Consider the following 21,166-nt stretch of genomic DNA (forward strand, 5'->3'; position numbering starts at 1 on the left):
CCCGGCGGTCCGCGTGGTGGGGCCGGAGCGACCGGCTCGCTCGCCCGGTGTCGCGCGCGTTCCTGTCAGGCGCGTCCCGGGACACCGGCTCCGCGCGCCGTGAGGGCCAGCCCCGGTGTGGTCGTGGATCCGCGTCCGGGACGAGGCTCCCGCTCCGCCCGCTGCTGCTCGGACAGGGACACAGACCGCCCGGCGGTCCCGTCCTCCGTGAGCGACACCTCGCGGCCACCGGTTCAACTCCCGTCCGGGCAGAAGGAATTCGGCCCGTCGGCCGCATCCTTCCACAGCGGCACGGCCCGCTCCAGGGGTTGGCGACGTCGCGCGGCCGGGCCGCGGGGACCGCGCCCGGTCCTCTCGTGCCAGCTCCGCGGCGGCCCGCCGGGCGGAGTCCGAGGGCTTCCCGTCAGGCGAGGGCGGCTGACGGAAGCTCTGCCTCCGTCTCCTCCCAGGGGATGTGGAGGCCGAGTTCGTCCTCCAGGAACCGCAGGAACGCGACATCGCCGGGCTCGTCGCCGTCGTGCACGAAGCCGAGCGCCACTTCGGAGGGAACCCCCTTCGTGAGGTGTGGCAGGCCCGGCTCGAACGACGTCACCACAACGCCGCGCCGCGCATGGCCGACGCTGCTGCATCCCTTCGCGTCGCGGTGCACGCAGAAGGCCCGCCCCCGCTCGGACAACGCCGCGAGATCCCGGCCCGTACGGCAGTGGAATTCCTCCAGCGCATACGCCCAGCCCGGCACCGACACCCACGCCGTTCAGCAGCGCCCTGCCGCCGGTCTGCCGGTTGCCGGTCTGCCGGTTGCCGGTCTGCCGGACGACCGCCGGATCCGTCCGGCACCGGTCCTGCTCGGCGGGCGGCACCCGGCTGTCCCAGCGGTTGGGCGGCCGTTGCCGGCTACAGCGCGTCCAGGCGATCGAGACCCGAACGCCACGCAGCTGCGTTCCGAGGTGGTCCGTTGGCCGGCTCCCGTGACACAGCGCCCGGAGGTCCGGCACCGCGCCGCTGAGACCGCCCGTCGTCACCCGCCGACGAGGCGCGCACCGGGCACCTGCGGGACAGCCGGGATTGTCCCGCGGGCCCGCAACCAACCGCCCGCCGGCACCGCGCGCCCCCGCGGCCGGAATTCGCTTGCCGGTACGGCGGACGCGCGCCCGGTTTCCTGCTGGGATGGCCGTGTCCGGGGACCGACAGCTGCCGCCCGCGACCGGGCAGGCGGCACTGGGCTGTCACCAGCAGGGCGGACAACGACCGGAGAGCGGGCCGAGCGACGGCCCGGGAGTGGGGAGTCGGGCATGGCGGCGGAGAACATCGACGATGTCGTGGACGGACTGGCCGGGATCGTGCGGGAGGCCGGCCGCGCCGGTGACCGGGCCGGGTACTTCGCGGCGCTGTACCGGCAGGTGACCGTTGAGGTCCGCACGGCCATTCACCGCGGGCTGTTCGACGACGGCGCGCGGATGGACCGGTTCGACACGCACTTCGGCAACCGCTACTTCGACGCGTACGACGCCTGGCGCCGCGACCGCGGCGGGCCGCGTTGCTGGCGCGAGGCGTTCGGGCTGCTCGACGACGCCGACACCGTCATCGTCCAGCACCTGATACTCGGCGTGAACGCGCACATCAACCTCGACCTGGCCGTCGCCGCCGCGCGGACCGGCCCGGGCGAGGCCATCCACGCGTTACGGCGCGACTTCCTGCTGATCAACGACATCCTCGCGCGGGTGGTGCTGGCCGTACAGGACTCGGTGGGCGCCCTCTCGCCCTTCATGTCGCTGCTGGACCGGATCGGAGCCCGCACCGACGAGCGGATCCTCGACTTCAGCATCCGGCAGTCCCGCGAGGAGGCGTGGTACAACGCCGTTCTGCTGGCCGGCCAGGACGAGGAGGAGCGCGAGGCCACCCTCGAACGGCTCGACATCCGGACCGCCGTGCTCGCACGGCTGGCCGCGCGACCGAGCGGCCTCGTCCGGCCGGCCCTGCAACTGATCGGGGCCACCGAGAGCGACGACGTGGCGGCCGTCATCACGCATCTGGACAGCGCCATGGCACGCCCCTCCGCCCGGCAGGGACCCGGGTGACGCCCGGCCGGCTCCCCCGGGCACGGTTACGGCCTCCCCGCGGCTGAGGGGCACGGACTGCTCCCCGCCCCGGCCGCCGCGAACCGGTGCGGCGCCGGCGGCCGGGTGGTCCCACACGTTCACCACGGCCGAGGGACCGGCGCGCTCGCGCGGTCCGAGTCGGACGGGCGCGCCTCCGGGATTGTGGGACAGCCGGGCGCGGCGGCTTCGGGCGAGGGTTTCAACCGGCCTCGCGCCGCCCGGTGGAGGACCCGGCGGGACGTTCCGGCAAGCCGCGCGCTCCGCAGGCGTCACCGTTCTCCCGGGCGAGCTGTTCGCCGTACATCGTGCCGACCAGTTCCGCGATACGGAGCTGTACCGGCGTCAGGTCCGACGGCAGGCGCGCGGCCTCCTCGATGCCGGGCCAGCGCGCCCGGCCGGTTTCCCGGTCCACGGCGACCGGGGGCGCGTAACGGTCGTGGTCGATTCCGGCGGCCCGTTCGGCCTCCTCCATCGCCTGGTGGTGGGCCAGGTACTGAGCGGCGAGTTCCACGACTTCCGGGTCGTCGGGGTCCGTGAGCGCCGCCGCGGCCCGGTCCAGGCGGTCCTGTTCGGCGCGCAGCGTCCCGTCGGTGGAGAGGATGCCGAAGCCGGCGGCCTGGAGGGCGGCCTGGGCGGAGCCGAGGACTCGTTCTGTGACCAGCAGGGCATCGAGTTCGTCCGGCCGCAGCGGGCCCGCTCCGAGCCGGTCCAGCACATCGCCCACGGCCGGTGACAGCAGCCCCGCGTCGCTGTCGGCCCTGAGCAGGCGGCGCAGCACCTCCCGCTGGTCGCGGACGGCCGCCTCCTTCTCCGCCAGGCCGCGGTCGAGGTCTTCGAGCACCGTCCGCCGGGTGCGGTGGTCGCCGGGCGTGAGCACCTTCGGGATGTCGTCCAGGCCCAGCCCGGCCTCCCTCAGCCGCCGGATCCACAGCAGGCGCACGATGTCCTCGTAGCCGTACCGGCGTCGGTCGTCGGCTCCGCGCCGGGGCTCCGACAGCAGGCCGGTCTGGTGGTAGTGCCTGATGGCACGGGGCGTGGTGCCGACCAGGGCGGCCGCGTCACCGATCTTGACGGTCGGGTGGGGCAGGGGGGCTTCGGAGGTCATCGGATCTGCTGCCTTTCGCTCTCCGCACCACGACACCACATGCCGTTACGTCATCCGCAACAGCGGGCGTACGGTCCGCCGGCCGGGATCGCGCGGCGCCGGCCGGGAAGTCCGCCGGGCGGCCGCCGGGCGGCTCGTCCGCGAGCCCGCCCGACGGTGCCGCCGGCCGCTCCCCCGCCTCGTGAATCATGTGCGGCACGCCGCCGTCGGTGCCGGACGACGGCCAGCGCGCGGACACCCGGGAAGCAGGCCGGGAAGGCGGCGCCGCGCGTCCGTTCTCCGGAGCCGCGGTGCCGGAGGCACAGACGACTCCGAGGTGGCCGCGGCGTGAGAAGCCGGCACCCGCCTCGGTGGTCAGGATGTCGCCGCCGCTCTCCTGGCCGGTGTTGTGCACCACGTACGCGCTGCCGCCCCGGGTGAGCAGACACGGCCCGCCGACGTTCAACGCGCCGACCGCGGCGTGGTCGGTCAGCGGCTTCGCGACGACCGGCCCTACTCCTCGTACGCGCCCGCCCGTCTACGCAGGCATCGCCCCGCTCCGCGCCGCCTTGCGGTGACGCGCGGTCAGGCGGGATCCGGACTCGCGGCGGGTGACGCGGCGCAGGAGGGGGACCGCGAGGAGGAACCCGAGGACCGCCCAGGCGGTCAGCACCAGGGCGACCATGGGCAGTTCCCAGGAGCCGGCCGCCTCGGCGGCCCGAGCGGAGTCCGGCAGCAGCGCCGAGCGCAGGCCCTGCGCCATCCACTTGAGCGGGAAGACCGAGGCCACCTGCTGGACCGGACCGGGCAGCGAGGTGATCGGGAACACCACTCCGGAGGTCAGCAGCAGCCCCATCGCGGGCAGCATGACCAGTGCCAGCGCCTCGCGCGGGTTGGGCAGCACCGCGCCTATGGCCGCGCCCAGCGGTACGACGGCGAGCAGCCCGAGCGTGGTGACCCACAGCAGCGTCAGCCAGCCGGCCGGTCCCTGCGGCAGTGGCCCGTTCACCAGGAGTGCCGTGGCCGCCAGGAGCAGGGCGAGGACGCCGACCGCCGTGACGACCACCAGCAGGCACTTGGCGACGAGATAGGCCGGTATCCCGCCGGGCGTGGCACGCAGCCGCAGCAGGGCGCCCTCCTCCCGCTCGGTCACCAGTATCTGCGGGAGGTTGAGCAGCCCGATCTGGAACAGCAGATAGGCGGCGAACCCCGCAAGCACCAGATGGGCCATCGGAGTCCGCGTGCCCGGCACGTTGTCGTCGACGTACGCGACGATCAGCACGGCGACGACCACATTGCTCAGGTGGCCGGACATCTCCTTGGGGTTGCGCAGGAGGTGCCGCAGCTCGATGCCGCCGCGGAGGAAACCCGCACGCCAGTAGCGGCGGGCGGCGGCCCGCGGCCTTCCCGGCCCGCCCGCCGCGCCGTTCCCTCCCGCCGTGTCGCTCCGGTCACCCGCGCCGTTCCCGTCACCCGCGCCGTTCCCGTCACCCGCGCCGTTCCGGCCTGCCGCGTCGCTCCCGTCCGTCACGTCGCTCCCACCCGCCGCGTCCGCCGTCGCGTCCGCCGTCGGGGCGCGGCGGGGCGGGCCGGCCCGCCCCGCCCGGCCGGCCCGCCCCGTCCTGTTGGTCACGCGTATCCCCCTCATACGGTCCGTGCCTCCCCGCCCGCGGCGCCGTCCGTGCCGTCCTTGTCCCGGTGCACCATGTGCAGATAGGTGTCCTCCAGCGTCGGCCGGCGGACCTCCAGGCCGGCGATCGGGCCGTCCGCGTCCCGGTGCAGTTCCCAGACCAGTCGTGAGGGGTCCTCGGTGCGTTCGCGGCGCTGTGTCCCGTCCTCGGCGGTCCAGCGGACCTCGGCCCGGGCGGCGGCCCGCCGTGCCAGTTCGGCCGGGGTGCCGCAGGCCCGGATCCGGCCGCCGACCAGCATGGCGATCCGGTCGGCGAGCCGCTCGGCCTCCACCAGGTCGTGCGTGGTGAGCAGGACGGTGACGCCCTCGTCCTCGGCCAGCCGCTCGACCAGTAGGTGGAATTCGTGCCGCGCCTCCGGGTCGAAGCCGGTGGTCGGCTCGTCCAGGAAGAGGAGTTCGGGGCGGCCGACGATGCCGAGTGCGACGTCCAGCCGTCGCCGCCGGCCGCCGGACAGCCGCTCCACCTGCCGGCCGGCCTGGTCGGCGAGGCCGACCAGCGCCAGCAGTTCGTCCGGGTCGCGCGGGTCGGGATAGTACGTCGCGAAGTGCGTCAGCAGTTCGGCGACCCGCCAGCGGCGGTGGTCGCGCCAGGACTGCAGGACCAGTCCGATGCGGGCACGCCAGGCGTCGTCGCCCCGCTCCGGGTCCACCCCGAGGACGCCGACCTCCCCGGCCGAGCGCCGCCGGAAGCCCTCCAGGATCTCGACGGTGGTGGTCTTCCCGGCGCCGTTGGGCCCGAGGAGCGCGAAGACCTCGCCGCGGTGGATGTCCAGGTCGATGCCGTGCAGGACGTCGAGGTCGCCGTACGCCATGGTCACACCGCGGGCCCGGACGACCGGTCCGGCGGCGGGGGCCGGTGGCGGGGGTGGTGCGGGTGTCCGCTTGAGCGTCGTCATCGTCCTGCCTCCGCGTGCCGCTGTCGTGGTGCCGCCCCGTCCGCGGCCGTTCACGGGGGCGCCGTCCGCCGCCGCCCCTGCCGGACGGGTCGTCGCCGGGCGCGGCGCACTCGACAATCGCCGGAACCCAGGGCGGATGTCCAGCGGACGGGCGGACGGGCAGGCGGCGGACGGCGGCGACAGCCGGCGACTGCCCGCCGGTGGGTGATCTGCGCCGACGGGCAGCCGCGCTCCGGCCGTTCCGCTCAGACGGCCTCGGCGTAGTCGGGCAGCACCAGTCCCGAGTGCGCCGCGCTCCTTTCCCGCGCGCCCGCCGCCGCCATGGCCTTCGCCGCCGCCCGCGGGTCGCGCACCATCGCGTTGCGGGCCTGCAGTTCCTCCTGCGTCGCCGGCGCGACCACCGTGCCGCCGCCGGTGGCCAGCGCCTGGTTGCGTTCCGCGAAGGGCCGCGCCCGGCGCTCGTACGCCGCGAAGGCGTCCCGGTGGTCCGCGTGCGTGGCCAGTTCACCGGCCAGGACGTAAGCGCCGACGAGGGAGACGCTCGATCCCTGGCCGGAGAGGAACGACGTCGCGTGCGCCGCGTCGCCCGCCAGCGCGACGCGGCCGCGGGACCACGTGGGCAGCCGGATCTGGCTGACGATGTCACAGAAGAGATCGTCGGCCTCCAGCATCGCGCCGACCAGGCGCGGCAGGTGCCAGACGCGTTCCGGGAAGCGCGCCGCGACCAGGTCGCGCTGCGCCCGCGGGTCACGGAACGCTTCGAAGGGCGGGGTTTCGCGGGTGAAGGTGAGGAAGCCGTGCACCCGGCCGGACGGCTCGTGGGCGTAGAGGACGGCACCGCGTCCCGGGTCGTTCCAGACGACGCCCTCGTGTGCGAGCCCGAACTCGTTCGGCAGCGTGAAGCCCGCGAAGACGTGCCCCAGGTAGCGGTGGAACGGCTCCTCGGGGCCGAAGACCAGCCGACGGGTGTTCGAGTGCAGTCCGTCCGCGCCGACCACGAGGTCGAAGGTGCGGCGTGCGCCGCTGCCGAAAACGACGTGCACGGCCTCCCCGTCGTCGTCCAGCGTCGCGATCGAGTCGCCGAAGAGGAACTCGACCCGGTCCCGCAGCGGCGCGCTCAGGGCGTCGGCCAGGTCCCCGCGCCGCACTTCGAGGTCGAGGCCAGCCGCTCCCCCGGTCAACTGCTCCGGCTGCACCGAGCCGACCGTCTCCCCCGCCGGGTCGACGAAGGTGATGCGCCGGGTGCCGACATGCGCCTCGCGCAGACGCGGCAGCAAACCCATGCGGGCGACGACTTCGCGGGCCGTGCCGCGTATGTCGATCGCGTATCCGCCACCGCGCACGGCGGCCGCCTTCTCGACGACGGTCACCTCGAAGCCGTACCGGTCGAGCCAGTACGCGAGCGCCGGGCCCGCGATGCTCGCTCCGGAGATCAGTACGCGGCGGGCGGGACGGGACGTGTTCCTCATGGCTGCTCGCCTTTCCGCCGGGCCTGCCCCGGCCAGGAGGCGGTACGCACCAGGCCCAAGATGAAGATGCGTACCTCAGGTATCCTTATGGCGGCCGTGCGGCACCCCTGCCGCCGTCCGTCCGCTCCCACGATATAGATACCTCACTCAGGTATGCAAACGGAGGTGTCATGCCGCCCGAGACCCCCGGGGCGCCCGTACCGGAGGATCCCCACTCCGGCCTGCTCGCCGTGCTCCCCCGGATCACCCAGCTCAGCGCGGCCATCACCAAGGGCCGGCTGGTCGAACGCGCCACCGAGCACGCCGGGCTGGCCCGCGAGCGCCCCGCCATGGGGGTGCTGGTGTCCCTTCGCACGGCGGGCGCGCCGCTGCGCATCGGTGAGATCGCCGACCGCATGCAGGTGGTGGGCCCGCACGTCACCCGTCAGGTCCAGATCCTGGAGAAACGCGGGCTCGTACGACGCGTCGCCGACCCGCACGACCGCCGGGTGAGCCTCATCGAACCGACCGGTGCGGGCACGGAGGCGGCCAACCGGTACGCGACCTTCGTGCTCGGCTGGTTCGCCGAGACGCTCGCCGACTGGCCGCAGCAGGACCGCGACGACCTCGCCCGCCTCCTCGCCCGTCTCGCCGACGACGTGACGGCCCGGCTGACACGGGGGGACGCGGACGGGGATGACTGACACTCCGGGCGCACCCGGCACCCGGCTCCCGCGCGTCCCGGCGGCCCCCGCCACACGTCGCGCCCACGGCCTCCGGCCGGGGCCCGCGCGGGACCGGCGCACTCCCGGATCGGGCGTCGCCGTGGTGAAGGCGGCAAGACCGGTGTAGCGTCAGGGGCAGCTGTCATGGTTCCGAAGTACCCGTCGCCCGTGAGCGCGAGTTCACGGGCGATTACGCTGTTCAGCGCCTCTGAGGACCAGGGCGATCACCTCCGGCTTCCCGCGCGTGCGGGAAACCGACCTCGAGTCCTTTTGGAGGACAGTATGGCCAGCGGAACCGTCAAGTGGTTCAACTCGGAAAAGGGCTTCGGCTTCATCGAGCAGGACGGCGGCGGCGCCGACGTCTTCGCCCACTACTCGAACATCGCCGCGCAGGGCTTCCGTGAGCTCCAGGAAGGCCAGAAGGTGAACTTCGACGTCACCCAGGGCCAGAAGGGCCCGCAGGCGGAGAACATCACCCCCGCCTGATCCGCGTCCGTACGGAGCCCGCCCGGCGAGTTCGCCGGGCGGGCTCCGTCCGTTCCGGGCCGGGGCCCGCCGCGGGCGCCGTCCCGGCCGCGCCGTACGTGCCGGGAACCGCCCGGTGCCCCGGTTCTAGGAGCCGCCGGCCCCGTGCCTGCGCACGCGCTCGGCCAGCGGCAGGGGCGTCTCGTCCAGACCGCCGACCGAGCCGCTCGCCATGCGCGCGCATGTGCCGTGGCAGGCGAGGAGCTGCTTGTCGTCGCGGTGGGAGACCACCGCCACCTCCTGACCGGAAGCGTCGCGGTAGTCGGTTCCGCAGATGAGGCAGGCCAGCCCGGAGAGCATCTCCGGGGTCGGCCCGGAGCGGCCTCGCCGGCGGCCGGAGATCGATTCCTGTGAATACATGCGTCCGCATCCTCTTGATCGGTTCTGGGCCGTGCTCATCGGTTCGGAGCCGCACCGGCCGGGCCTGACGTGCTGATCGGCTCGGGGGCGGACGCCGGCTGCCGAAGGGTCCCGGAGGCATCCCGGCGGCCGGGACATCCGTTCGGGCCGCGAGCGGGACCGGGTACGGGAGGGGCGTGGCCGTACGAGCCACGAGACATGGTGCGGCTCTTTTCCGGCCGGGTTCTCCGCGCTGCGCCGGCCTGTGCCGTTCTGCGGGGGCGACGCCGAAACGGGAACGGCGTGCAGGGTGCGCTCGTGCCGCAACCGTACTCCCCTCCGGCCCCCGGCACGTGCCACGCGCGCCCTCCGGAACCGCCGCCGGAAGCACCGTCGGCGCCCTTCCCGCCCGGGTGGGAACAATGCCGGCGCACCGGACGTTGTTCAGGTGGTTGTAGTTGGAGTTTGCAGACGTGGAAGCGCCCGCGGAGTTCTGTCGCGGGCGTTCTGTCGTTTCGGGCCTGTTCGTGCTGCATCCGCTTTTGCCGTACGGGCCGCCCGCGCCCGGCGCCTCGCGCCGGTGACGCCGGCCCGCACATCCCGGAGGGACACCCGTGAGCACTGACACCGTCAACCTGGACACCGGTCCGCCGCCGCCCCGGCCCCCGGAGGCCGACAGCTCCCCTCCGAGGGCCCGGGGCAGCGACTACGCCGCGCTCTCCCGTGAGGTCAAGCGGAGCGGGCTGCTGAAGCGGCGGCCGGGCTACTACTCCGCCAAGGTGGGCGTGAACCTCCTCCTGCTGGCCGCCGGGTGGACCGCGTTCGTACTGATCGGGCAGTCCTGGTGGCAGTTGCTCACCGCCGCCTTCCTCGCCGTGATGTTCACCCAGACCGGCTTCATCGGGCACGACGCGGGACACCACCAGATCGCCGGTTCCAAGCGCGTCAACAACCTGCTCGGCCGCGTGCACGCCGATCTGCTGATCGGCCTCAGCTACGGCTGGTGGATCACCAAGCACAACCGGCACCACTCGCACCCGAACCACATCGACCGCGACCCCGACATCGCCGACGGGGCCATCGCCTTCACCGAGGACCATGCCCGCGTCCGCAGCGGGGCGTACGCGTGGCTGGCCCGCCACCAGGCCTGGCTGTTCTTCCCGATGCTGCTGCTCGAAGGGCTCGCCCTGCACGTCGCCGGTGTCCGGGCCCTGCTCGACCGCACCGGCACGGCGACCTCGCGGAGGACCAAGGTGGCCGAGGCCGGCCTGCTCACGGCGCACATCGGCGGCTATCTCGCCGCGCTGTTCCTGGTCCTGACTCCCCTTCAGGCCGTCGTGTTCCTGCTCGTGCACCAGGGGCTGTTCGGCCTGTACATGGGCTGCTCGTTCGCCCCGAACCACAAGGGCATGGCGATGTTCGGCAAGGACGACAAGGTGGACTTCCTGCGCCGGCAGGTGCTGACGTCACGCAACATCCGCGGCCACCGGCTCACCGACTTCGCGCTCGGCGGGCTCAACTACCAGATCGAGCACCACCTGTTCCCGTCGATGCCGCGGCCCAGCCTGCGCCATGCCCAGGAACTCGTGCGCGACTACTGCGCCCGGCACGGCATCGCATACCACGAGACCGGGCTCTTCGACTCGTACGCCCAGGTGCTGCGGCACCTCCACTCGGTGGCCGGCCCGCTGCGCCTGCGCCCCGAGCTGGAGTACTGACCGCACCGCCGCTCCCGGCACCGTCCCGGAGGACCGGCGCGAACCCCGGCCGGGCGGCGGGCCCGGTACCGGGATGAAGCGCCCACCGAGGCCCCCGCTGACCCGCTCGCCGCGGGGCACGCTCGCCGCGGGGCGGCCGCGGTCAGGTGCGCCGGGCGGCCCAGACCGAGCGCTCGGTGCGCACCGTCAGGTCGCCGCGGCGCAGGATGCTCCGCGGTCCGTCGGTGTCGAGCAGCTGGTCGAGGACGGCCAGGTCCTCGGCCGCCAGGGCCGGGGCGGCGCCGTCGCGCACCCGGCGCAGGCTGCCGAGCGCGTAGCGGCCCACCGCGTCGGTGTGGGGCGGGCCGATGTTCACGCTCACCGTGCGTTCGTCCTCGACGGTGAAGCCGGCCGCGGTCAGCTGAGGGCCCCAGTCGGCGCCCCGGTGCGGCATGTGCTCGGCGAGGTGCCGGTCGAGAGCGGCGTGGCAGCGCTCCTCGAGACCGGGACGGTCCTCCGGCGCGTCCTCGGGCAGGAAGCGCGGGAAGCCGGCCAGCTCGACGACGGCGAACAGGCCGCCCGGGGCGAGGGTGTCGTGGACTTGCCGCAGCGTGTGGCCGGGATCGGCCATGTGGTGCATGGAGGCCGAGGCCCACACCAGTTGCGGGGTGCCGAGGTCGGGCCATGCCGTGTCGAGGTCGGCCAGGACGGTGTGCACCCGGTCGGCGAGACCCGCTGCCGCGGCCTTCTCGCGGAGCCGTCGCAGGTGGCCGGCCGAGGTGTCGACCGCCGTCACCTCGGCCCCGGGGAAGCGCTCGAGCAGGGCGAAGGTGCCCGTCCCGGTTCCCGAGCCGAGATCCACGATGTGCCGGGGCGCGGCTTCGACGGGCAGCCAGGCGGTGATGGAGGCGATGTGCCCGGCGAGGACTTCCGCGTCCAGCTCGAGAATCTCGGCCTGGCCGTCGGCGTCCAGGCCCTGTCCGTGCCGGTGGGCCGCGTGCGCGCCGTGGTCGTGGGGCGCGTGCGGGGATGTGTGTGTCATGGCGCCCACGCTAGGAGCATCATGCGCTTGCGGCACGATCCCTTTCGCGAAAGGCAAGTCATGGGCGGTCCGGCCTGCCGACGGCGCAAGCGGCTCGCTCCTGCCTCGCGCCGCGGTCCGCCCCGTGCGAGGCGGCGCGGTCCCACGCGGACCCGGTCACGGCGACGGCGGGCCCGCCTCCCCGGTGCCCTCGCGCCGCTGGTGTCCGCGGCGGGCGTCGCGGTCGAAGATGCCCAGGATCTCGCAGGGCCCGCCTTCGGCGCCGATGGCGTGCGGGAGCATCGTGGGGAACTCGGCGGCCTGGTTGGCCTCCATCCGGAAGCGGCTGTTGCCCAGCATCAGGACCGCCGTGCCGGAGAGCACGACGAGCCATTCACGGCCGGGATGGGCGCGCATGCGCGCGGGGCTGTCGGGCGGCGGGTTCGTCATGCGCTGGCGTACGACCGTCATGCCGGGGTCCGCGCGGACGGGCCACCGCATCAGATCATGGGCGGCGTCGATCACCGGGCTGGTGATGACGTCGTCGGCGGCCGTCTCGACCAGCTGGTCGAGCGAGGTGTCCAGGGCGCGCGCCAGGGTGACGAGCTGGTCCAGGGCGAGGCGGCGCCGGCCGTTCTCGATCCGGCTGAGAGTGGACGGGCTGAGCCTGGCGCGGGTGGCCAGCTCGTCCAGGGACCAGCCCTGCGCCACGCGCAGAGCGCGGATCCGTTTGCGTACCAGGCTGTCGATCTCGCCATCATCTTGCGTCATGAGCAACATCGTATGCCACCTACGCAAAGCATGCCTAGGGTGAAAGCACGGAAGGGCCCGCCGGGCCCGCTCGCCGCGTAGAGAGGTCCATCCCATGACTGTGACGACTGCCGAACCCGTCGACACCCTGCCCGCGCCCGGCGAGACGGTCGACGCCGTGGTGATCGGCGGCGGCGCCGCCGGGCTGAACGGCGCCCTCATGCTCGCCCGCTCCCGCCGCTCCGTCGTCGTGGTCGACAGCGGCACCCCGCGCAACGCCCCGGCCGAGGGCGTGCACGGGCTGCTCGGTCTGGACGGCACACCGCCGGCCGAACTGCTGCGCACCGGCCGCGAAGAAGTACGCCGCTACGGAGGGAGGGTGGTGACCGGCGAGGTCGTCGCCGCAGTCGCTGCCGCCCCGTCCGCCGAGGGGGATCCGCGCTTCACCGTCACCCTGGCCGGCGGCGGCAGCCTGCACGCGCGACGGCTGCTGGTCGCCACCGGCCTGCGGGACGAGCTGCCCGGCATCCCCGGCCTGGCCCGGCACTGGGGACACGGCGTGGTCCACTGCCCGTACTGCCACGGCTGGGAGGTGCGCGACGAACCCATCGGCGTCCTGGCCGTGGGCCCCGCCTCCGTCCACCACGCGCTGCTGTTCCGCCAGCTGACCGACGACCTGGTCTACTTCGCCCGCGGGACGGCCCTGGACGAGGAGACCCGGGCACGGTTCGCCGCCCGCGGCATCCGGGTCGTCGACGGGCCGGTGGCCTCGGTCGAGTCCACCGCGGCCGGCGGTGTCGCCGGTGTGCGCCTGGAGGACGGTCGGACCGTGGCCCGCCGCGTCCTCGCCGTCGCGACCACCATGCAGGCCCGCTCCGACGGCCTGGACGGCCTCAACCTGCCGACGCGGGACCTGCCGGGCGGCATGGGCCGCCACTTCGCCGCCGGTACGGCCGGCAGCACGGAGGTGCCCGGTGTGTGGGTGGCGGGCAACGCCGCCGACCTGTCGGCCCAGGTCGGCGCCTCGGCCGCGGCCGGCGCCCTGGCCGGTGCCCACATGAACGCCGACCTGGCCGCCGCCGACACCGACGCGGCGCTCGCCGCCGCACAGCGCGCCACGGTCGGCGCATAGGCGCTGGGTACGCTCTCCCGGCGCCCCCGCCGCGGAGCCCGGCGGCCGCCGGCCGGACCTCGCGTGCGGGGCCGGTTCACCGGCCGCCCGGCCCGGGGCGACGCGAGACCGGCGTACGCACGTCCCGCGGCGGACGGAGAACACCACCGCCGGCCCCGCGCAGGGGCGCCCGGAGGAGTTCCCTGCGCCCTCGTTCCCGTTCCCGCCCTGCCGTCTGACGGGGCGACCGGTGCCGGGGCGCCCCGTCAAGCACACCCGCGCCGGCGTTCCCCGGCCGCGCGGCACGGAACGGAGGGCGGCGCGCCTCCTGCCCGACTCCGCGAGCGCGCGTCCGTCCCGGCGCGCGGCCTCACTTCGGTCGCGCAGGTCGGGACGCACGCGGCACCGGCCCGCTCCCTTCCGGCGGGCGCGCCGGGCCCGCCGGTGACGGCCGCTCGCCGCGGACCGGCTCGCGGGCGGAAAATCCCTACCGCGGTGGCCGGTGAGGACGGAGACTCGTCCCATGGCTGATATGGCGTCGTTCCGGGATGCGGTTACCGCGTGGGCCGCCGGGGGTCCCGGCGGCCCCGCACGCGAGCTGGCAGCGCGACTGCCCGTACGGGCCGTGGTGCTGCTCGAAGGGCCCAGCGACGCCGCGGCGGTCGACGCGCTGGCCGGGAGCCGCGGCCGGGACCTGGCTGCGGAGGGAATCTGCGTGCTGCCGATGGGCGGAGCGATGAGCGTCGGCCGCTTCACCCACCTCCTCGGGCCGCCCGGCCTGGACCTGCGCATCACGGGGCTGTGCGACGAGGCGGAGCGCCGCTACTACGCCCGCGGCTGGGAGCGGGCCGGCGCGGCCGGGCAGGAGTTCTTCGTCTGCGCGGCCGACCTGGAGGACGAACTCATCCGCGCGCTGGGCGTGCCACGGGTGGAGGAACTCGTCCGGGCGGAGGGCGACCTGCGCGCCCTGCAGACCTTCCTGCGCCAGCCCGCGCAGCAGGGCCGCACCTCACAGCAGCAGCTGCGGCGCTTCCTCGGCACGAAGAAGGGGCGCAAGATCCGCTACGGCCGCGTCCTCGTCGAAGCGCTGACCCCCGACGGCATACCCGCCCCGCTCGACGAGCTGCTCACGAGGCTCTGACCGCTGGGCGGGCCGGCGCGCCGGAACCGGGTTCGAGCGTGCGGCGCAGCAGTGCTCCCGCGGCCACCAGGACAGCGAGCCAGCAGGCGTTGAGCGCGAAGGTCTGCCGGTGTCCGAGACTCTCCGTCAGCGCCCCGCCTGCCGCGTTGCCCAGCGCTCCGCCGACCAGGAAGACGCTCACCATCAGGGTGTACGCCCTGGTCAGCGTGGAGCGGGAAACCAGGGTGTCCAGCAGCGCGGAAGAAGCGATGGCGGACGGACCGCTGCACATGCCGACCAGGAACAGGGCCGGGAGGAGGAGGACGAGGCTGCTCGCGGCCCACGCCGTCATGCCGGCCGCCACGACCGAGGCCGCCAGCGCCGCCAGCAGCAGCCGGGCCGCCGACCAGCGCCACGGGCGGGCGCCCCAGGCCAGCCCGGCGGTGATCTCACCGGCCGAGACGGCCGCGATGAGCACCCCGCTGTCGGCCGCGGTACCCAGGTCCAGGGCCGAGGCCGGCACGGCGACGGCGACCACGCCGGCCGAGATGCCCGTAGTGGCCGCGATCAGCAGCAGGACCGCCAGACCCGCGTTCCGCCGGAGGCCGTCTCCTCTCGCGGAGGCGCCCCGGGGCCGCCAGTTCCGGGAGGCCCGGGTCCGGGAGAAGAGCAGCCCGGCACCACCGGCCAGAAAGCCGCCCGCCACCACGGCGCCGCCCGGCCCGGCCGGCACCAGCAGCAGCGACGTGATCAGCGGCCCGGCCAGCAGCGCCAGATGGAACAGCACGGCCAGCAGCGCGTACCCGGCCGTCCGGGCCCCGGGGGTCGGGACGAGTTCGGCGAGCAGCACCCTCATGCCGGCGACGGTCGCCGGAATGCCGAGCCCCATCCCGGCCGCGGCCACGACGGCGAATCCGGGCCAGGCCACCACGGGCGCGGCGGCCACCAGCAGGACGCCCCAGAGCGCGCAGGTTGTGCCCGCGACCACGAGGACGCGGCCCTGCCCGTAGCGGTCGATGAGTCGGCCCTGCACCACCACACCGGCGGCGTTGCCCAGTCCGAATCCGGCCGCCGCGAGACCTCCGACGGCGAGGGAGCCGGTCAGCTCGTGCGCGTACAGCAACAGGCCGAGACTCAGCATGCCGACCGGAAACGCGCCGATCACCGTGGCGGCCAGCGGAACGCGCAGCCGGGAAACGCTCAGGACGTCGAGATAGCCCCGCATGGGACATGCCTTTCGGGCATGCCCACCCACCCGGGAGCCGGACTCCCAACGACCTGCCGTCGCGGTGCGACAGCAGCTGACACACCGGACCTTACCCGGGGCCGCCGCTTTCCGTGAGATGTCGTCGGGACCGTCGGGGAGCCGAGGGCTGGTTCGGCGTCCGTGAACCGGGCACGTGGCCGCGGACGGCGCCACGGCGGGCGGCGGATCCGCGGGCCCGGCACGCGGGCACGCGGCCCCGGTCCACCGGCGCAACAGCCGGGCCCGGCCACGACGGTGCGGCACCACACCACGGAAGCACCACGGCACCACGGCATCACGGCATCACGGCATCACGGCATCACGGCATCACGGCATCACGGCACGTTGGAGGATGTCCCGCCGCACCGCGTCCGCGCGAGCCGCACCGCCGAAGTGCGCGCCCCCGGCGGGCGACGGGGCGCGGGCATAATGCGTGCCGTGTCGAACGGATCCTCGGAAGCGCGCCGCCCGCCCCTGCTCTGGGAGCAGCACTGCTGCCTGCCGCTGGACCCGGTAGCCGATGTCGGCGAACTGGCCCGCTACCGCAGGCCGGGCGGCAGCTTCGTCTCGGTGAACGCGGGCTACGTTCCGCACAGTGCCGACGACGTCACCGGGCTCGTCACACGCTGGCGGGAGCGGATCGCCGCGGACGGCCGTTTGCGGCAGGCGGTGACCGTCGCCGACATCGAGGCCGCCGAACGGGACGGTGACGTGGCCGTGGCCTTCGATCTGGAGGATTCCGGTCCGCTGGAGGGGCGGCTGGACCGGGTGCGCCACTTCTACGATCTCGGTGTCCGCACGATGCTGCCGAGCTACAACAACCGCAACGAGGCCGGCGGCGGCTGCATGGACGAGGTCGACGAGGGCCTCACCGCCTACGGCCGGGCGCTGGTCCGGGAGATGAACGCCGTCGGCATGGTGGTGGACGGATCGCACTGCGGTGCCCGTACCGGGCTGGACCTGTGCGAGGTGTCCGAGCAGCCGGTGATCTACAGCCACTCCTCGATGCGCTCGGTGTGGGACCACCCCCGCAACATCGGCGACGAACAGGCCACGGCGTGTGCCGCCACGGGCGGAGTCATCGGGATCACCGGCGTCGGCATCTTCCTCGGCCCCAACGACGCGAGCCTCGAAGCTCTGCTGCGGCACATCGATTACGCCGTGGACCTCGTCGGCCCGGAGCACGTCGGTGTGTCGACCGACTATCCGTTCGACCACGAGGACTTCAACGCGATGCTCGCGCAGAGTCCGGAGTTGTTCCCCGACTGCTACACCCGCTGGGGCCCGATCAGCTTCATGCCCCCGGAGGGGCTGCTGAGCCTGGAGGACGCGCTCACCGCCCGGGGATACCCCGACGACGCGGTCACCGCGATCCTGGGCGGCAACTTCCGCCACGTCGCCTCGCTGGTGTGGCGCCGGGGCCCGTCCGGCTGATCGTGCCGGGCGGTTCACCGGCGCTGCACCGCTGTGGCGACCCACCGGACAAGGGGGCGGGCGGACGAGGCCGGGCCCGTCGCAAAACGCCTCGACACCGGTGGCGTGACCGGGAACGCTTCGCGCGATGACACGAATCGATGACACGCCGCCCGCGTGGGACGAGCGCACCACGGCACGCCACAACGGCCACCTGGACATCCTGCGCGAGATGCTCGACGGCACGACCGGCCGCCCGATCCTGCCGGACACCACGGGCGGAGCCGGAGCCGAAGTCGGAGGCGAAGTCGGATCCGAAGCCGGAGCCTGAGCCTGGAGCCCGAGCCGGGTGACGTGCCGGTGACGGTGCCGTGGAGGCGGCAGCCGCGCCGCCGGTCCTCATGGCCGCGGCCCGGATCGCGCCGCCCCGCGCCGCTCGCGCGGGGAAATCAGTCGCGCCCGGCCAGGCGAACCGTTAGCTTCCGCCTGAGCGCAGCCGGGCGGACGGCCCGGCCGTGAGGGGAGCCGGACATGGAAACCAAGGGTGCGACGACGGGTCGTCTGAGCTTGCTGCTCGACCAGTTCGACCAGGTCAGGGAGATGGCCGAGGTACGGCTGACGGGGCTCGGCGACGAGGAGTACCTCTGGGAGCCGGTGCCCGGTTCCTGGTCGGTCCGGCGCCGGGGCGAGGCGGTGACGCCCAGGGCGTACGGGCCGGGCGAGTGGGTGCTCGACAAGGGAGCCCCGGACATCCCGGCGAGTGAGTACGCCGAGATCGCCCGGCAGGCCGCCGGCGGCATGACCGTCGCCAAGATCGCCGAGGACTGGAGCGTGAGTACCGCGCGGGTCGAGGAGGTCCTCGCCCACACCGGTGCGCCGGAGCCCGACGACACGCCGATCACGACCATCGCGTGGCGGCTGGGGCACCTGCACTCCTGCTTCGCGGGCGAATGGGAGTGGACCTTCGGCGAACGGCGGCAGGACCCGCATCAGCTGGTCGACTTCACGCCGTCCGCGGCACTGGCGCTCGAGCGGTTCTGGGCGCTGATCGACCGCTGGCGCGGCAGCGTCGCCACGGTCACCGACGAGCAGCTCGACACGGTCGGCTTCTCGCAGTACCCGTACGGCTCCGACGCCGATGACCCGTACGTCGCCGTGCTGGCGGGGGCGAATCTCGAATTCATCCACCACATGGCCGAGATCGCGCTGCTCCGCGACCTGTGGCGGACCCGCTTCAACGCTCCCGGCCGGGTGCGTACCGCGGGTGACCGTGAAGGGTGAAGGTCCCGGTGCGTTTGGCGTGGTGACCTGACGGACGGGCATGGGCCGGCCCGGGAACCGCCGCTGCCCGCGGGGCCCGGGACGAGGCCGGGGCCGGGCCGGTACGGGGCGCCGACGGTACGGGGCGCGGCGGGGCGGGGCGCGGCGTGGCGTCGGCTGATCACCGGTCGGCGGCGCGCCGGGCGGGGCCGGCCGGCCCACGAGCCGGAGCACACCGTGGTTCCGGGTGCTGCCGCCCCGGCGTGTCAGCCCGCGCCGGCCGGCGGCTCCGCGGCGCCGGCGATGAAGCTCTCGCCCATGGGCCTGACGTCGGCCGACCAGCCCAGCGCGGCGAGCCGGCCGGCGAGTTCACCGGCGTCGTGGAAGACCTTCACGACGCGGTACGGGCTGCCGTCGTCGAGTTGGCGCAGCACGGCGGGAACGGGCTCCTGGTCGAGGACTTCCTCGCGCGCGGCCGCGCCCGGGCCGTCGTCGACGAAGACCGCCTTGCCGTGTGGCGCGAGCGCCGCGGCGACGGTGTCCCAGAAGCCGGGCAGCCGGGACGGCGGGATGTGGGAGAGCCAGAAGGCGAAGAACACGGTGTCGTAGCGGCGCGGCGGCTGCCAGGTGAACAGGTCGGCCCGGACGAACCGGACGTTGGGGGCGGTGACCCGCGCACGCGCGACGGCCAGCGTCTCGTCCGCCGCGTCGAGAGCGGTCACCGAGCGCGCCCGCGCGGCGAGTTTCCCGGTCCACTGACCCGTTCCGCAGGCCAGTTCCAGCACGTCCCCCAGGATCGGCAGGGCGTCGGCCACGGCGAGCAGCTGCCGCAGCTCCTCCCGCTCGGCATAGGGCCTGTCGTATTCGCCCGCGTGGGCGCGGTAGTAGGCGATCTGCTCCCTCATGAGCGCATCGTCGTCGCTGTCCATGCCCCGACCCTAGCCGTACGGACACGCCCGGGGTGTGCTGTCGTCGCTGCCGCGGCCGTCGACGGCGCACCGGTCGAGGCCTGCCGGAAGTCCGCCGCGCCGCCCGGGACTTGACCCGGTTCCCCGGCGCACCGAGTCTTGGACCTTCCAAGGTCCGGGAGAACGGATGTCCGTGGGCATGAGCCTCCACCCGCCGGGGTCCGGAGCGCGAGCGGTGGCGCGCCGCTTCCCGCCCGCCGCCGGGGACGCCCCCGGCCGCGCCGCAGACCGGTTCGTACGCGGGCGGCCCGCCGGACGCGCCGGGGCGCTCGCGGTGGTCACGGCAGTCACGGCAGTCACGGCGGTCTCGGGGTGAGCGCCGTCAGGGCGCGGGCCATCGGCACCGGGCGGCTGGACCTGCTGCCGCTGCGTGTCGAGCACGCCGAGGAGATGGCCGCCGTGCTGTCCGATCCTGCTCTGCACACCTTCATCGGCGGCACCCCGGACACCCCGCGGGCTCTGCGCTCCCGCTACGAGCGCATGACCGCGGGCTCCCCCGATCCCGGAGTGTACTGGCTGAACTGGGTCATCCGGCTGCGCGAGGACGCCTGCCTGACCGGGACGGTCCAGGCGACGCTCGGGCCCTCCGCCCACGGGCCCGTCGCCGAGATCGCCTGGGTGGTCGGGACTCCGTGGCAGCGGCGTGGCATCGCCACCGAAGCGGTCCGGGCACTCGTCGACTGGCTCGGCCGGCAGCCGGTGCGGGCCGTCATCGCCCACGTCCACCCCCGGCACCGGGCCTCCGCGGCCGTCGCCACCGCGGCCGGGCTCGTACCCACCGACGCATGTCACGAGGGTGAAGTCCGGTGGCACCGGACGACGGGGCGGTGACGTCACCATCCCGCGCGCCACCCGCGACTCCCCCGGCCCCGGCGGCCGAGGACGGCGGCCGACGACCGCCCCGGACACGGAACGGATGCCGGGACGGACCCCGGGGCGAACGCCGGGACGGACGACCGGGTGGCAGTCGCCGGGCCGCAGTCACCGGAGGACGTCCGTGGTGGGACTCCGCCACGAAACGCCAACGAGTACGGCGCCGCGAGACCGCCCAGTATGCATAGAGCACACTATGTGTAAACAGCATATTCCATGCGCAGTGCATATGATGGGTACGAGCGAACTCGCGGGAGTCGCAGCGCGAAGGAGATGTCAGGTGGACACGGCGGGAAGGGCCACGGACCGGGTGGAATTCGAGCAGATGCTGCTCAGCCGCTACATGCATCTGCACAAGGGCAAGGGGCGCCGCACCGGCGGCGGCCTGGACCGCAGTGCCTACATCCTGCTCAGCCGCATCCGCATGGAGGGCCCGATGTCGATCGGGCAGCTCGGCGAGGCGTTCCGGCTGGACGCCTCCACGCTCAACCGGCAGACCGCGGCCGCCATGCGCGCGGGCCTGGTCGAGCGCATCCCCGACCCGGACGGCGGCATGGCCCGCAAGTTCCGGATCACGGAGGAGGGCGAGCGGCGCCTCGACGAGGAACGCACGGGCATCGTCGCCAGCCTGGACCAGATCATGGCGCACTGGACCGACGAGGACATCGCCTCCTTCGCCGACCACCTTCAGCGCTTCAACGCGGACATCGAACGGCTGCACGGAATGCCCTGGCCGCGCCCGCAGCCGGCGGACGAGACCGCGTAACAGCGGACGCGCCGCCACAACCGCCAGCCACCGCCACGCGAACACCCGCACCCCCGCACACCCGGCGGAGGCCCGCACCGCCCAGCCGTCCCGGGGGCGCCGGTGCCGCGCAACCGTCGAGCCCGGCCCCGAACC

General features: G+C 74.2%; 21 protein-coding genes and 1 pseudogene. 11 read left to right on the forward strand and 11 right to left on the reverse strand.

The window, feature by feature from the left end; genetic code table 11:
- Nucleotides 1–403 precede the first annotated feature (403 nt).
- Nucleotides 404–739, reverse strand: coding sequence for a hypothetical protein (locus GCU69_RS10905; RefSeq protein ID WP_156205793.1), 336 nt, complete (start codon nucleotides 737–739; stop codon nucleotides 404–406).
- A 553-nt stretch (nucleotides 740–1,292) separates the two neighbouring features.
- Here GCU69_RS10905 and GCU69_RS10910 point away from each other — a divergent pair.
- The gene (locus GCU69_RS10910) at nucleotides 1,293–2,078 is read left to right on the forward strand and encodes a DUF5995 family protein (RefSeq protein WP_098750198.1); all 786 of its coding nucleotides are present in this window, start codon (nucleotides 1,293–1,295) and stop codon (nucleotides 2,076–2,078) included.
- A gap of 220 nt (nucleotides 2,079–2,298) precedes the next feature.
- On the opposite strand, the gene GCU69_RS10915 is transcribed toward GCU69_RS10910, so the two are convergent.
- The 5 genes and pseudogenes from GCU69_RS10915 to GCU69_RS10930 all read right to left on the reverse strand — a co-directional run bounded on the left by GCU69_RS10915 (nucleotide 2,299) and on the right by GCU69_RS10930 (nucleotide 7,238).
- Nucleotides 2,299–3,204 (reverse strand): MerR family transcriptional regulator, encoded by a 906-nt coding sequence (locus GCU69_RS10915; RefSeq protein WP_156205794.1) that lies wholly within the window; start codon nucleotides 3,202–3,204, stop codon nucleotides 2,299–2,301.
- A gap of 137 nt (nucleotides 3,205–3,341) precedes the next feature.
- Nucleotides 3,342–3,682: pseudogene (locus GCU69_RS33570) on the reverse strand (hypothetical protein); the annotation flags it as partial.
- A 39-nt stretch (nucleotides 3,683–3,721) separates the two neighbouring features.
- The gene (locus GCU69_RS10920) at nucleotides 3,722–4,534 is read right to left on the reverse strand and encodes an ABC transporter permease (protein WP_156205822.1); all 813 of its coding nucleotides are present in this window, start codon (nucleotides 4,532–4,534) and stop codon (nucleotides 3,722–3,724) included.
- A 293-nt stretch (nucleotides 4,535–4,827) separates the two neighbouring features.
- Nucleotides 4,828–5,769 carry an ABC transporter ATP-binding protein gene (locus GCU69_RS10925; protein WP_156205795.1) on the reverse strand — a complete coding sequence of 314 codons (942 nt, stop codon included), beginning with the start codon at nucleotides 5,767–5,769 and terminating at the stop codon, nucleotides 4,828–4,830.
- 245 nt (nucleotides 5,770–6,014) lie between these two features.
- Nucleotides 6,015–7,238, reverse strand: coding sequence for an FAD-dependent monooxygenase (locus GCU69_RS10930; RefSeq protein ID WP_098750201.1), 1,224 nt, complete (start codon nucleotides 7,236–7,238; stop codon nucleotides 6,015–6,017).
- Nucleotides 7,239–7,408: 170 nt separating this feature from the next.
- Here GCU69_RS10930 and GCU69_RS10935 point away from each other — a divergent pair, with 170 nt between their 5' ends.
- Nucleotides 7,409–7,921 (forward strand): MarR family winged helix-turn-helix transcriptional regulator, encoded by a 513-nt coding sequence (locus GCU69_RS10935; RefSeq protein ID WP_098750202.1) that lies wholly within the window; start codon nucleotides 7,409–7,411, stop codon nucleotides 7,919–7,921.
- A gap of 303 nt (nucleotides 7,922–8,224) precedes the next feature.
- Nucleotides 8,225–8,428, forward strand: a complete 204-nt coding sequence (locus tag GCU69_RS10940) for a cold-shock protein (protein ID WP_098750203.1) — start codon at nucleotides 8,225–8,227, stop codon at nucleotides 8,426–8,428.
- Between the two features lie 126 nt (nucleotides 8,429–8,554).
- Here GCU69_RS10940 and GCU69_RS10945 read toward each other — a convergent pair whose 3' ends face one another.
- Nucleotides 8,555–8,827 (reverse strand): hypothetical protein, encoded by a 273-nt coding sequence (locus GCU69_RS10945; RefSeq protein ID WP_098750204.1) that lies wholly within the window; start codon nucleotides 8,825–8,827, stop codon nucleotides 8,555–8,557.
- A 593-nt stretch (nucleotides 8,828–9,420) separates the two neighbouring features.
- Here GCU69_RS10945 and GCU69_RS10950 point away from each other — a divergent pair.
- Nucleotides 9,421–10,524, forward strand: coding sequence for a fatty acid desaturase family protein (locus GCU69_RS10950; protein WP_218037911.1), 1,104 nt, complete (start codon nucleotides 9,421–9,423; stop codon nucleotides 10,522–10,524).
- A gap of 142 nt (nucleotides 10,525–10,666) precedes the next feature.
- Here the strand turns inward: GCU69_RS10950 and GCU69_RS10955 are convergent, their stop codons facing one another.
- Nucleotides 10,667–11,545 carry a class I SAM-dependent methyltransferase gene (locus GCU69_RS10955; protein ID WP_156205796.1) on the reverse strand — a complete coding sequence of 293 codons (879 nt, stop codon included), beginning with the start codon at nucleotides 11,543–11,545 and terminating at the stop codon, nucleotides 10,667–10,669.
- Nucleotides 11,546–11,701: 156 nt separating this feature from the next.
- Nucleotides 11,702–12,304, reverse strand: a complete 603-nt coding sequence (locus GCU69_RS10960) for a helix-turn-helix domain-containing protein (protein WP_098750205.1) — start codon at nucleotides 12,302–12,304, stop codon at nucleotides 11,702–11,704.
- Between the two features lie 85 nt (nucleotides 12,305–12,389).
- Here GCU69_RS10960 and GCU69_RS10965 point away from each other — a divergent pair, with 85 nt between their 5' ends.
- Entirely contained in the window at nucleotides 12,390–13,406 is a 1,017-nt protein-coding gene (locus tag GCU69_RS10965) for an NAD(P)/FAD-dependent oxidoreductase (RefSeq protein WP_098750206.1), read from the forward strand.
- A 502-nt stretch (nucleotides 13,407–13,908) separates the two neighbouring features.
- Nucleotides 13,909–14,526, forward strand: a complete 618-nt coding sequence (locus GCU69_RS10970) for a TOPRIM nucleotidyl transferase/hydrolase domain-containing protein (protein ID WP_098750207.1) — start codon at nucleotides 13,909–13,911, stop codon at nucleotides 14,524–14,526.
- Here the strand turns inward: GCU69_RS10970 and GCU69_RS10975 are convergent.
- Complete coding sequence (locus GCU69_RS10975) at nucleotides 14,513–15,730, reverse strand: MFS transporter (RefSeq protein ID WP_098750208.1); 1,218 nt, start codon at nucleotides 15,728–15,730, stop codon at nucleotides 14,513–14,515. The genes GCU69_RS10970 and GCU69_RS10975 overlap by 14 nt on opposite strands.
- A gap of 450 nt (nucleotides 15,731–16,180) precedes the next feature.
- Between GCU69_RS10975 and GCU69_RS10980 the strand changes: the two genes are divergently transcribed.
- From GCU69_RS10980 to GCU69_RS10990, 3 genes are all read left to right on the forward strand, one after another.
- The gene (locus GCU69_RS10980; RefSeq protein WP_156205824.1) at nucleotides 16,181–17,185 is read left to right on the forward strand and encodes a dipeptidase; all 1,005 of its coding nucleotides are present in this window, start codon (nucleotides 16,181–16,183) and stop codon (nucleotides 17,183–17,185) included.
- Between the two features lie 127 nt (nucleotides 17,186–17,312).
- Nucleotides 17,313–17,495 carry a DUF664 domain-containing protein gene (locus tag GCU69_RS34710; RefSeq protein WP_098750210.1) on the forward strand — a complete coding sequence of 61 codons (183 nt, stop codon included), beginning with the start codon at nucleotides 17,313–17,315 and terminating at the stop codon, nucleotides 17,493–17,495.
- Between the two features lie 200 nt (nucleotides 17,496–17,695).
- Nucleotides 17,696–18,445 carry a DinB family protein gene (locus tag GCU69_RS10990; RefSeq protein ID WP_156205797.1) on the forward strand — a complete coding sequence of 250 codons (750 nt, stop codon included), beginning with the start codon at nucleotides 17,696–17,698 and terminating at the stop codon, nucleotides 18,443–18,445.
- A 245-nt stretch (nucleotides 18,446–18,690) separates the two neighbouring features.
- Here GCU69_RS10990 and GCU69_RS10995 read toward each other — a convergent pair whose 3' ends face one another.
- Nucleotides 18,691–19,353: a class I SAM-dependent methyltransferase gene (locus GCU69_RS10995; RefSeq protein ID WP_156205798.1), complete on the reverse strand. Its 663-nt coding sequence runs from the start codon at nucleotides 19,351–19,353 to the stop codon at nucleotides 18,691–18,693.
- Between the two features lie 351 nt (nucleotides 19,354–19,704).
- Between GCU69_RS10995 and GCU69_RS11000 the strand changes: the two genes are divergently transcribed.
- On the forward strand, nucleotides 19,705–20,223 hold the full coding sequence (locus GCU69_RS11000; RefSeq protein ID WP_156205799.1) for a GNAT family N-acetyltransferase: 519 nt from the start codon (nucleotides 19,705–19,707) through the stop codon (nucleotides 20,221–20,223).
- A gap of 367 nt (nucleotides 20,224–20,590) precedes the next feature.
- On the forward strand, nucleotides 20,591–21,031 hold the full coding sequence (locus tag GCU69_RS11005; RefSeq protein ID WP_098750240.1) for a MarR family winged helix-turn-helix transcriptional regulator: 441 nt from the start codon (nucleotides 20,591–20,593) through the stop codon (nucleotides 21,029–21,031).
- Nucleotides 21,032–21,166: the final 135 nt, after the last annotated feature.

Origin of the sequence: Streptomyces lycii, from assembly GCF_009735685.1 — a bacterium.
GTDB classification, from domain to species: Bacteria; Actinomycetota; Actinomycetes; order Streptomycetales; family Streptomycetaceae; genus Streptomyces; species Streptomyces lycii.

Excerpts from the sequence above, each read along its gene's own strand:
- GCU69_RS10980 (WP_156205824.1), top strand. The coding sequence starts at position 16,181 with ATGCGTGCCGTGTCGAACGGATCCTCGGAAGCGCGCCGCCCGCCCCTG.
- GCU69_RS10995 (WP_156205798.1), bottom strand. The coding sequence starts at position 19,353 with ATGGACAGCGACGACGATGCGCTCATGAGGGAGCAGATCGCCTACTAC.
- GCU69_RS34710 (WP_098750210.1), top strand. The coding sequence starts at position 17,313 with ATGACACGAATCGATGACACGCCGCCCGCGTGGGACGAGCGCACCACG.
- GCU69_RS10965 (WP_098750206.1), top strand. The coding sequence starts at position 12,390 with ATGACTGTGACGACTGCCGAACCCGTCGACACCCTGCCCGCGCCCGGC.
- GCU69_RS11005 (WP_098750240.1), top strand. The coding sequence starts at position 20,591 with ATGCTGCTCAGCCGCTACATGCATCTGCACAAGGGCAAGGGGCGCCGC.
- GCU69_RS10955 (WP_156205796.1), bottom strand. The coding sequence starts at position 11,545 with ATGACACACACATCCCCGCACGCGCCCCACGACCACGGCGCGCACGCG.
- GCU69_RS10935 (WP_098750202.1), top strand. The coding sequence starts at position 7,409 with ATGCCGCCCGAGACCCCCGGGGCGCCCGTACCGGAGGATCCCCACTCC.
- GCU69_RS10940 (WP_098750203.1), top strand. The coding sequence starts at position 8,225 with ATGGCCAGCGGAACCGTCAAGTGGTTCAACTCGGAAAAGGGCTTCGGC.
- GCU69_RS10930 (WP_098750201.1), bottom strand. The coding sequence starts at position 7,238 with ATGAGGAACACGTCCCGTCCCGCCCGCCGCGTACTGATCTCCGGAGCG.
- GCU69_RS10925 (WP_156205795.1), bottom strand. The coding sequence starts at position 5,769 with ATGACGACGCTCAAGCGGACACCCGCACCACCCCCGCCACCGGCCCCC.
- GCU69_RS10960 (WP_098750205.1), bottom strand. The coding sequence starts at position 12,304 with ATGTTGCTCATGACGCAAGATGATGGCGAGATCGACAGCCTGGTACGC.
- GCU69_RS10975 (WP_098750208.1), bottom strand. The coding sequence starts at position 15,730 with ATGCGGGGCTATCTCGACGTCCTGAGCGTTTCCCGGCTGCGCGTTCCG.
- GCU69_RS10990 (WP_156205797.1), top strand. The coding sequence starts at position 17,696 with ATGGAAACCAAGGGTGCGACGACGGGTCGTCTGAGCTTGCTGCTCGAC.
- GCU69_RS10970 (WP_098750207.1), top strand. The coding sequence starts at position 13,909 with ATGGCTGATATGGCGTCGTTCCGGGATGCGGTTACCGCGTGGGCCGCC.
- GCU69_RS10910 (WP_098750198.1), top strand. The coding sequence starts at position 1,293 with ATGGCGGCGGAGAACATCGACGATGTCGTGGACGGACTGGCCGGGATC.
- GCU69_RS10915 (WP_156205794.1), bottom strand. The coding sequence starts at position 3,204 with ATGACCTCCGAAGCCCCCCTGCCCCACCCGACCGTCAAGATCGGTGAC.
- GCU69_RS10945 (WP_098750204.1), bottom strand. The coding sequence starts at position 8,827 with ATGTATTCACAGGAATCGATCTCCGGCCGCCGGCGAGGCCGCTCCGGG.